An 11,067-nucleotide genomic window follows, 5' to 3' on the forward strand; every position below is an offset into this window, starting at 1 on the left:
GTCAAGCCTGCAATAATAACACGAGTTATCAAAGCGGATTTAAAAGTTGCTGATATGCGTTTTGATTAGCTCTTCTATCGCAAAAACAATTCAACGCTATCTTTTTCCATCCTATCCAGCATTTCTTCATTTGCTCTATTTCCTTTTTCTGGCTTTCTATTATTTGATTTGCCAGTTTTCTTACCTCGACATCTTCAATAGTAGCATGCTCACATGTCAAAATAGCAGAAGAGTGATGAGAAATCATACCTTTCATATATTACTGGTCCTTGATAAAAGTCTGCTTTCTTAAAAATGTCAATGTGATACCGAATGTAATAATGCAAGTCAGAATAATGATGAGATTTAATTTCTTATTTGCATACATTTTGGGCATCAATAGAATCATCAGAACTGCCATAGGTAAGACCATCAGTAAGGTCATGTAGAATCTTGTCATACTCAGATAAATGTGGTCGAATTGACTTACATTTAAATACATTACGGCATACATCACGACAAATGACACAAATAAAATAAAACATAGCTTCTTGTAGTTATCAGTTTTTATGGCTTTAAATATTTAAAGTTGAGGAATAAATGACTGCTTATTACAAGGGTAGTGTAATTGATTACAAAAGGAGAAGAGCGTTTGTCAATCAGTGACTCATAGACAAATGTAACATAATCTATTCTAATATCTACTGTTTGGCAATAATTACAGCAAAAATAATTTGCTCAGTATGAATTAGTTAGAAATAGATATTTTTAATTTTTTTGCAAATAGGTCTTATTGCTTACATCAAAAAAGCTGAAATTGAAAAGCAAGGAAGTTAAATTTAAGATTATACTTCTTTATTATAATGCTGTAGAATATGTTTTGGCCACTCTATAAAAAAGATAGTATAATTTGTGAGCAAATTTATTGCTAAAATTTCTGTGCAAATCTTGTGCAAATAAAAAAGCACTTACAAGAATAGTCTCATAAATGCTTCATTATCAGGTGACCCCGGAGAGGCTCGAACTCTCGACCCACTGATTAAGAGTCAGTTGCTCTACCAACTGAGCTACGGAGTCAATATATATATTAATCAATTACGTTATCCAACGACATCGGCCGCCGTGCAGTCATATATGCAAATTTAATTTTTTTTGATTTGTAACTATCAATTCAGCTAAAATTATTTTCTGCTTCAAAAAAGTGTCTTAAAAAACTATTAACTTGCTTTATACTATCTGCTTTAAACCTATGCAAACATTGACACATTACCGTACCTGTAACCTATGCGAGGCTATGTGCGGGCTCGAAATCAAAGTAGAAGACGGGAAAGTGATAAAGATAGAAGGAGATAAAAATGACCCTTTCAGCCGTGGACATATTTGCCCTAAAGCAGTAGCGCTAAAAGATATTTATGAAGACCCCAATAGATTGAAATTCCCCCTTAAGCGTACTGCGGATGGTTGGCAGCAAATCTCATGGGAAGACGCTTTTGAAGAAGTTATTAGCCGCATAAAAGAGATACAAGCAAAATACGGAAACAATGCAGTTGGCATGTATCAGGGGAATCCTTCAGTACATAATTTGGGTACCTCTATGAATTCTCCCGGTTTGGCCAGAGCACTTCATACCAAAAACTTGTTTTCTGCTACCTCTGCCGACCAGCTACCTCATCATTTTGCTGCCTGGCAAATGTTCGGGCATCCGATGCTGATGCCTATTCCAGACATTGACCATACCGATTATATGCTCATTATTGGCGGGAATCCCATTGCTTCTAATGGTAGTATTATGTCTGTACCAGATGTAGCTAATCGTCTGAAAGCTATTCAGAAAAGAGGTGGTAAAGTGGTAGTAGTCGACCCGCGCTTTACTGAAACAGCTGCCAAAGCTGATGAACATTATTTTATCAGACCGGGAACGGATGCTTTTCTTTTGTTGGCAATGATTCAGACTATTTTTGCTGAAAACCTTGCGAATTTAGGGAGATTAGCTGAGTTTACAGATGGTGTTGAAGCTTTGAAAGAGCTTTCTTTACCTTTTACTCCCGAAAGAGTAGAAAAACAAACAGGGATTTCTGCTAAGCAAATTCGTCAACTAATATCTGATTTTACAGAGGCAAAGGCTGCCGTTTGTTATGGCAGAGTAGGTGTATCTGTACAAACTTTTGGAGGTATTGCGCAATGGTTGATTAATGCCATCAACGTACTGACAGGCAATCTGGATAGTGTAGGAGGGGCAATGTTTACCAGCCCTGCAGTAGATTTTTTAGCAAGAGCTAAGCCAGAAAATAAATTTAACCGCTGGCAAAGCAGGGTCAGAAAACTGCCTGAATTTTTAGGTGAATTACCGGTGGTTACCCTGGCAGAAGAGATATTAACGGAGGGCGAATCACAGATTAAGGCCATGATTATCAGCTGCGGAAATCCTGTCCTTTCTACGCCTAACGGTGGGCAATCAGACAAGGCTTTTGAGCAATTGGAGTTTATGGTAGCTATTGATATTTATATCAACGAAACTACCCGCCATGCACATATAATTTTGCCGCCTGCAACCGGGCTGGAAGTGCCACATTATGACATGACTTTCCATGTATTGGCAGTCAGAAATACGGCTAAATACTCAGAAGCGCTATTCCCGAAAGCAGAAGGAACTAAGTATGATTGGGAAATATATCAGGAGTTGGTACACAGATTAAATAGCGCTCCTGATACACCTTTTAAACCCGAACCACCAGAAGTGAAATTAGATATGGGTTTGCAGTTTGGCCCTTATCAACTCACCTTACAACAATTAAAAGATAATCCGCATGGCATCGACCTTGGTGCATTAAAGCCAGTTTTGCCAAAACGGCTATTGACACCGGATAAGCGCATTAATATAGCTCCTGAACTTTTGGTGAAAGACATAGCAAGGCTTTATCAATCTTTAAAAATTACTGATGCTCAAAAGGGATTTGATTATCTATTAATTGGCAGAAGACATTTAAGAGATAATAATTCATGGATGCACAATTCGGAGCGATTGGTGAAAGGCCGAAACAGATGTACACTGATGATGCATTCGGCAGATGCGCAAAAACTCAATTTAGATAGCCAGTCAATAGTGAAAGTAACCTCAAGAGTAGGATGCGTGGAGATACCCATTGAGATTACCGACCACATGATGCAGGGGGTAGTGAGTATGCCGCATGGTTATGGACATGCCCGTAAAGGAGTACAATTAGATATTGCGTCTAAATACGCAGGTGTAAGCATTAATGATTTAACAGACGAGTATGTTTTAGATGAACTGACTGGCAATGCGGCTTTTAATAATGTGGCCGTAAAAGTGGAAAAAGTGCGCTGAAATAGTGGATAAATACAGAGAAATTTACATTCGTTTTTTATGAAGTTGTTTAGGATTTTCGTTACTTGTTAAAAATAGGGGTGTTTTGAGTGAGCCAAATCAAATGATAGAGCCATAGCAGAGCTATGGTCGAAATTATTTGATGCAGGCGTAACCAAAACAACACATCTTTGAATGGAAGGAATAATCCTAAACAACTTCTATATTTGTAATCAATCAGTTCACTTATCTAACCTTCAAACTGTAATGCTTACTTCCTTTTCAAATTTCGTTCGGCGCTATGCGTCGGGGCGAAATGTGCTGATTTTCTTTGTTCTGCAAATGATTATTTCAGCCATCATTCTGCCTTATATGCAAGGCAAATTTGACCCCACAAACACATTAGGCGTTTTAGACCTGAAATTCGGATTCACCCCCGACGAAGCCTATAATATGTTAAAGGCTTATGGGGAAGAAGGAAGAAAATATTACTTCTTTGCCGAAGCAGTCATTGACATTGTTTATCCGATAATTTACACCATTACCAATGTTTTGCTACTTAGTTATGTCTTCAAAAAAGGATTCCCAGCTAATAGCTTTATTCAACAGCTCAATATTTTTCCGATTCTAGCCACTATTGGCGATTTTGCAGAAAACGCAGGTATTATTGCCATGCTCAATGCTTTCCCTGAAAGAGCTGATAACGCGGCCAGTTTTGCCTCTAATGCCGGAATGTTCAAATGGATAGCCTTTGGTACCAGCATTGCATTATTTTTGATAGGTATTGTAGCATGGATTATTGCGGTAGTAAAGAAAAAGAATTTTGCTTAATAGATAGGAGAAAGGAAAATGGACCAAGGAAAAAGTAAAAAGTATGAATATTAATTTTACAATACTTTTTACATTCTCCTTGTTCCTTTCTCCATTTTCCCAAACTTTGTATTTCAAATTAAACAATTATAAAAAACCATGGAGTATAGAAGATTTGGACGTACCGATTGGAACGTCAGCGAAATAGGGTATGGTATGTGGGGATTAGCAGGTTGGACAGGCTCTGACCAGGATGAAGTAGGGCAGTCGCTTGACCGCTCAGTTGAATTAGGCTGTAATTTTTTTGATACCGCCTGGGGCTATGGCGCCGGAAGAAGCGAAGAAATTTTGGGTGATGTATTAAAAAAATATGCGAATAAACGCTTGTATTTCGCTACCAAGATTCCTCCTAAGAACTTTACCTGGCCTTCAAAATCACACTTTTTATTAGAAGATTGTTTCCCGGCCAGTCATATCATTGAGTATACAGAAAAGAGTTTGAAGAATCTGGGTGTTGATTGCATTGACCTGCAACAATTCCACGTTTGGGAAGATGCCTGGGCCAATAACGATGATTGGAAAGAAGCTGTTACCAAACTGAAACAGGAAGGTAAGGTAAAAAACTTTGGTGTCAGCGTAAACCGTTGGGAGCCGAACAATGTATTAGAGACTTTGAAAACAGGCTTAATAGACACCGTACAGGTAATCTATAATATCTTCGACCAGAATCCGGAGGACGAATTGTTTCCACTTTGTAAAAAAATGGATATTGGTGTAATTGCCCGTGTGCCATTTGATGAAGGAACATTAACAGGTTTATTGACGAAGGATACTACTTTTCCTGCTGATGACTGGCGTTCTACTTATTTTGTGCCAGAAAACCTGATTCCAAGTGTAGAACATGCCGATGCCCTAAAACCATTAGTACCAGAAGGTATGACCATGCCCGAAATGGCTTTGCGCTTTATCTTGTGTAATGACGATGTACATACTATTATACCGGGTATGAGAAAAATACGCCACGTAGAAGCCAATATCGGTAGCAGCGATGGAAAAAAATTAGACGAAAATCTCCGCTTAAAACTCAAAACCCATCGTTGGGACAGAACCCCAACAGAGTGGTCGCAATAGTTGGAAAACGGAACATGGAGAATGGAAAAAGGAAAAGGTATAAATTTTAAACAGAAAAATTTAAAACCGAAAAAGGTACTTTTCCTTTCTCCTTGTTCCATTCTCCCTTCTCCATAGTATTATGCTTTCAACAACAACCATTGCCTGTATCGCAGCTTTTTTTGCAGGCTTTATCGATTCTATAGTAGGAGGCGGGGGCTTGGTGCAAGTCCCTGCTTTGTTTATTTTGTTTCCCTCTTATTCGGTGCCACAGGTCATTGGTACTAATCGCTTTTCTTCGTTTATGGGTACCGCCGTGGCAGGCTATCAATACGCCAAAAAAGTGAAGATTCCCTGGAGAACTGTAATCTATGCTGGCATCGGTGCAGCTGTCATGTCGTATTCAGGTGCATTATTATCAAGCATGATGAGCGCTCGCATTTTGAAGCCTACTATCCTGATTTTAATGAGTGTAATAGCCATTTATACCTATCGCAAAAAAGATTTAGGACAAGAAGAAAAACTTCGCTTTAGCTTACAAGTCATTCCTTTCTGTGGATTGCTGATTGGAATGGCTACAGGATTCTATAATGGTTTTGTGGGCCCGGGTACAGGTAGCTTACTGGTATTTGGTTTTGTAAGTATTGTGGGTTACAGCTTCTTATCGGCATCAGCCATTTCAAAAGTAGTCAATGTAATAGCAGATGTTGCTTCGCTGATTTTCTTTATCAATAAGGGATTTGTGATGTTTCAGATAGCGTTTCCGATGATGATTTGTAACATGGCAGGCTCGTATGTAGGTAGCAAAATAGCTATTCTGCGTGGCAATGCCTTTGTGCGGGTGATATTTTTGATTGTGGTTTTGGGATTAATAGTGAGGTTTGGCTATGATGTGTTACAGATTTTTAAATAAACTTGAGTTGACTCAGTTTATCCACCTATTCTTTATATTAATTGCCTCTACTTTATACCCACATAGATTCACTCCCATTTAAGCATTAAAATTTAAGAAATAAAATAATCTGCTTTAATCAAGCATATACTTTTTTCTTTATCTTTGTTCACCTTATGTCATGAGCAAAACTATCTAAGTGCTATTTTACGGCTTCTTATAGTGCGCTTTCTCTCCTCATACTCATTTACTAAAATTTCAAGCTGACCATTTAAAAATCTGACAATCAATAGATTGGCTGTTAGCGCATGTCATTTTCTTAACAATTTTAACCATTATTTATGAAGTTAACTTTTTACCTTAAAGCGACTCTCTACTGGAGCCTGTTATTGCTATGTTCTCTCGGTGCTAAGGCACAGAAAAACTACTTTATCGCCGAAAACTTATCAAATACACGTTTAAGTGCAGACCCCTCTCTCTCAAAAAACATTAAAAAAACAGATTTTTACCAACTCAAAGAAAGCGAATTAAGAGCCTATTTATCAAAGGCTCCTCTTGAATTCAGTAATGGTGTGGCGCTTCCACTAGAAATCCCTTTGCCCAATGGAAAGATGGAAACCTTTCATATGTTTGAGTCGCCGATTTTATCGCCACAGGTAGCCGCTAACCACCCGGAGATTAAAACTTATACCGGCAGAGGTCAATCGAATACGAATTATACGATTCGTATCAGTTTTACGGGCATAGGTTTTAATGCAATTGTTTTAGGGATTGATAACGACGCAGCTTATTATGATAAAGTTTCAAAAGACACATCAGACCATTTATACCGGGTTTATTTTGCCAAAGATGCGATAAGCCCTAAAAGTCAGAAATCTACTACCGGAACGGGTAATAAATGTGGCGTGCTGGATACAAAAATTACTTTGCCGAAGACCAATAATAATAGAGTCAAGAGTACGAATGCTACTACTAATAATTCAGGTGCCACGCTCCGTACTTTTCGGCTAGCCATGGCTGCCGATGCTGAATTTACTCAGCAAGCGGTATATGGGGGTAATAAAAATAATGCCTTTGCCGGATTGGTTGGTTATGTAAATAGAGTAAATGCCGTTTATCGTGCTGAATTAAGTGTGGCGTTTACCTTAGTAAGTGATGTAAATGTGGTCTTTACCAATACTGCTACCGACCCTTATAACAATAATGACCAGACAGCAATGTTAGAGCAAAATCAAATGGCATTAGATTCAATCATTGGAAATGCTAACTATGATATAGGGCACGTTTTAGGAACTGCGCTTGGCTCAGGAGGAGGTATTGCTTTTAGTCCTTCGGCTTGTAATAACGACGTTAAAGGAGCAGGCGTATCTGGCGTAGGTGACGGTTCTTTTGCACCCGTTTTTGATGACCAGTTAATAACACATGAGATGGGGCACCAATTTGGTATGAGTCATAGCTATAATAGCTCTATTCCGGTTTGTACTACTCGTGAGCCAGGCACTTCTGTTGAGCCGGGGTCTGGTACCACCATTATGAGTTATGGCTATACTTGTAGCGATGAAACAGGGAATGACGATTATGAATCATCCTATCAGCCTTTTTTGAATTTTCATACAGTTAGCTATGCTCAGGCAGAGGCCTATATTGCTACTTTAACTTGTTTTACCACTACGAATACCAACAATACGGTTCCGGTAATAAATTCGTTTCCTGCCAATATCACTATCCCAAAATCAACACCGTTTGTATTAAAAGGCACAGCTTCTGATGCGAATAGCAGCAATGTATTAAGCTATTCGTGGGAAGGAACTAACGTGGGAACTGTTGTGCCAGATCCTACTACCTTAAGTGATAATACCAAGGCTCCCTTTTTCAGAAGCTATCCTCCTGTTGCTACGGGTATAAGATATTATCCAAGATTAGAGGCTGTCTTGAATGGAACAAACAAAGCTATAGGCGATAAACTCCCATCAGTAGGGGTAGTCACAACCCATCGGATGACTGTGCGGGATGGTGTAGGTGGAGTTACTTATAGCCAGGTAACTGTAACAGTTGATGCCAATTCAGGACCATTTTTAGAAACTACTAATCTGGCTGGAACCTATACAGGCAATACAAGTAAAATAATTACCTGGAGCGTAGCTAATACCACAGCCGCCCCTGTCAATTGTGCTCAGGTAAATATTCTGCTCTCAACTGATGGTGGATTAACATTCCCTATTACCCTTGCCGCTAATACACCTAATGATGGCACAGAATCAATTATACTCCCCAATGTAAACACAGCTACTGCCCGCATCAAGGTAGAAAGCAGCAATAATATCTTCTTCGATATTTCCAACAGTAATTTTTCTATTACTTCGGGTAGTATTGCTGCTCCAACCAATGTATTGGTAAGCTCAACAGCTATTTGTAGTGGTACCAGCGTTACTTTATCAGCCAATTGTGCCGCAGGCGTAATAACATGGTATAATGTACCAACTGGAGGCTCTGCCCTTGGCACAGGTAATGGCTTGAGCCAAAGCCCAACAGCCAATACGACATATTATGCCACTTGTGAGAGTGGAAATACTAAAAGCTCAAGAGTAGCAACCAGCACAGTTTTAGTAAATGCTCCTGCCGTAAACCTGACAGCTAATATTTCAAGCGGAAGTACTGCATTTGCTGCTACCCAAACTATTACTGCTTCTAATAAAGTGATTTCACCAGCTAAAGTAGATTATAAAGCAGGTAATGCTATTGTATTAAATACAGGCTTCGAAACACAGAGCGGAAGTACTTTCAAGGCTAGCATAGAAGGTTGTCCATGAGACTTTTAAATTCATAGCCTGATAGAATTCAGTATAGAGATAGTATAAGAAAAGTCCCTGTTTGCACTGCCTCAATAAGTGTCTAACTTTTGAGAGTAGTCCAAACGCGGACTTTTTTTATGCTGTAAAATTGATGTATAGCTGCTAGTAATTGTATGAGTAACCACATCATTTTTTATCAGTGAGCTATTCAAAAGTGGGTCAAATAAGTAATGGATGGTTCGTTTTATTTCTTTGCAAGCAAAGATTTGGTTGTTATCTAAAAAAATGATATGGCAAATATTCATAAGGTTGGAGTCAGAAAGCGAGTTTTAATAGGGCTATAAGCAGTTAAAATGTGATTAAAATTTGCACATTAAATTTTCATTATTTCAAGAAATATTGTGTTTTTATGATTGCAATATATTGATTATCAATAAATTGACTTTTGTTGCTATATTGTATTTATCAGAAATGAAAACAGGTCTACATAGCAACTATATCAATATTTAAAAATGGTTTGTTAGCTTTGTATAGAGATATGAAAATTATGAATAGAAATAGTATAACGAGTCACCTCCTCAAAATATTCGGGATATTTTGTGGCTTGTTTTTGGTTACTTCTATTTTTGTTAAAGGCAGTAGCGCTAATTACGAAAAAATACAAGGCTATTATTTCACAGCAAGTCAAGACAATACTGCCAATAGTGTCTCTCAGGATTGGGACTCAACTATTCCATACGATTTATTATCAATCCTGAGTTCAGGAGAAGAAGTAGATCCTACCGACGAAAGTACAGGGGACGACACTATTGAAAGTGAATTCCCTTTACACATATCCTATTTTAATTATAATTTTCTAGAGAGTTCGTTTATAAATTTTAATTTATCTCTTCAAAAACGAATTACGATCCCCTTTTTCTTACTCCATCATTCGTGGAAGATCCCATTTAATTAATTGGTTGCTTACATCTGGATTTAAAATCTAAATTTTCAAAGGTTTTTTAAGGCATTATTTAGTTTGAAAATTTCTTTCAATCAATAGGCTTACCATTCTTATTTTTAAAATATTCATGAAATATTCAATCATTTTTTTAGCAATCTCTGCATTGTATATAGCAGGTTGCAACCACGCTGAGCACACAAAAGAAGAGGTATCTGAATTTATAGTAAGTAGCCCGATAAAGGTTGATACTTCTATTAATAAGGAGTATGTCTGCCAGATTCGAGCCAGCAATCACATCGAACTGCGCTCTCTGGAAAGAGGGTATTTAACAAAAATATTTGTTGATGAGGGTCAGCATATCAAACAGGGGCAACCTATGTTTCAGATTATGCCTCTGGTGTATCAGGCTGAAATGGAAAAGTCGAAAGCTGACGTAGAATACGCTGAAATTGAGTACCAGAATACCAAAATACTAGCCGATAAAAACATTGTTTCACCACAAGAACTGGCTCTAGCTAAAGCAAAACTTGACCGTGAAAAAGCTGACTTAAAATTATCAAGTACTCACCTGGGTCTAACAAGTGTTAATGCTCCCTTTAGTGGTATCATGGATAGATTCCATATGCGATTGGGAAGTCTGGTAGACGAAGGAGAATTATTGACTACCTTATCTGATAACAGTAAATTGTGGGTTTATTTCAATGTTCCGGAAGCTGAATATCTGGAGTATGCTACCCGCATCAAAAAAGAAGGACCTCAAAAAGTAAAATTATTGATGGCCAATAATGAGATTTTCAATCATGATGGTCTTTTTGAAACGGTTGAAGCTGATTTTAACAATGAAACCGGAAACATCGCTTTCCGTGCCACATTCCCGAATCCGGAAGGTATTTTACGTCATGGAGAAACAGGCACAATCCTGATGCCTTCGCATGTGAAAGATGCCCTTTTGATTCCACAAGAAGCTACTTTTGATATTCTTGATAAAAAATTTGTATTTGTAGTAGATGAAAAAGGCGTTGTTCAAACCAGACAAATCACAACTGGCTTAGAAATGCCTCATATTTATACGGTTACGAGCGGCTTGTCTACAAATGATAAAATTATAGTTGAGGGTTTACGTAAAGTTAAAAACGGCGACCACGTTAAAACTAAATTTAAACCTTACCGGACGGTTGTTGAAGAGTTGAAAAACCTTCACGCAGAGTAATTTTTA

General features: G+C 38.0%; 9 protein-coding genes and 1 tRNA gene. 7 read left to right on the forward strand and 3 right to left on the reverse strand.

Annotation, left to right across the window (positions count from 1 at the left end; translation table 11 throughout):
• Positions 1 to 28: 28 nt before the first annotated feature.
• From ACYVFA_RS04875 to ACYVFA_RS04885, 3 genes are all read right to left on the reverse strand, one after another.
• On the reverse strand, positions 29 to 256 hold the full coding sequence (locus tag ACYVFA_RS04875) for a DUF305 domain-containing protein (RefSeq protein WP_460470681.1): 228 nt from the start codon (positions 254 to 256) through the stop codon (positions 29 to 31).
• Between the two features lie 3 nt (positions 257 to 259).
• Positions 260 to 439, reverse strand: coding sequence for a hypothetical protein (locus ACYVFA_RS04880; protein ID WP_460470682.1), 180 nt, complete (start codon positions 437 to 439; stop codon positions 260 to 262).
• Between the two features lie 544 nt (positions 440 to 983).
• Positions 984 to 1,056, reverse strand: a tRNA-Lys gene (locus ACYVFA_RS04885).
• 172 nt (positions 1,057 to 1,228) lie between these two features.
• Between ACYVFA_RS04885 and ACYVFA_RS04890 the strand changes: the two genes are divergently transcribed.
• The 7 genes from ACYVFA_RS04890 to ACYVFA_RS04920 all read left to right on the forward strand — a co-directional run bounded on the left by ACYVFA_RS04890 (position 1,229) and on the right by ACYVFA_RS04920 (position 11,061).
• Positions 1,229 to 3,325: a molybdopterin oxidoreductase family protein gene (locus ACYVFA_RS04890; protein WP_460470683.1), complete on the forward strand. Its 2,097-nt coding sequence runs from the start codon at positions 1,229 to 1,231 to the stop codon at positions 3,323 to 3,325.
• A 246-nt stretch (positions 3,326 to 3,571) separates the two neighbouring features.
• Positions 3,572 to 4,135 (forward strand): hypothetical protein, encoded by a 564-nt coding sequence (locus tag ACYVFA_RS04895; RefSeq protein WP_460470684.1) that lies wholly within the window; start codon positions 3,572 to 3,574, stop codon positions 4,133 to 4,135.
• A 138-nt stretch (positions 4,136 to 4,273) separates the two neighbouring features.
• Positions 4,274 to 5,245 carry an aldo/keto reductase gene (locus ACYVFA_RS04900; protein ID WP_460470685.1) on the forward strand — a complete coding sequence of 324 codons (972 nt, stop codon included), beginning with the start codon at positions 4,274 to 4,276 and terminating at the stop codon, positions 5,243 to 5,245.
• A 121-nt stretch (positions 5,246 to 5,366) separates the two neighbouring features.
• Positions 5,367 to 6,137, forward strand: coding sequence for a sulfite exporter TauE/SafE family protein (locus ACYVFA_RS04905; RefSeq protein ID WP_460470686.1), 771 nt, complete (start codon positions 5,367 to 5,369; stop codon positions 6,135 to 6,137).
• Between the two features lie 320 nt (positions 6,138 to 6,457).
• Positions 6,458 to 8,926, forward strand: coding sequence for a reprolysin-like metallopeptidase (locus ACYVFA_RS04910; RefSeq protein ID WP_460470687.1), 2,469 nt, complete (start codon positions 6,458 to 6,460; stop codon positions 8,924 to 8,926).
• Positions 8,927 to 9,455: 529 nt separating this feature from the next.
• Positions 9,456 to 9,863 carry a hypothetical protein gene (locus ACYVFA_RS04915; protein ID WP_460470688.1) on the forward strand — a complete coding sequence of 136 codons (408 nt, stop codon included), beginning with the start codon at positions 9,456 to 9,458 and terminating at the stop codon, positions 9,861 to 9,863.
• 115 nt (positions 9,864 to 9,978) lie between these two features.
• Positions 9,979 to 11,061, forward strand: coding sequence for an efflux RND transporter periplasmic adaptor subunit (locus ACYVFA_RS04920; RefSeq protein WP_460470689.1), 1,083 nt, complete (start codon positions 9,979 to 9,981; stop codon positions 11,059 to 11,061).
• The last annotated feature ends 6 nt before the right edge of the window (positions 11,062 to 11,067 follow it).

This window comes from Emticicia fontis, from assembly GCF_054779675.1.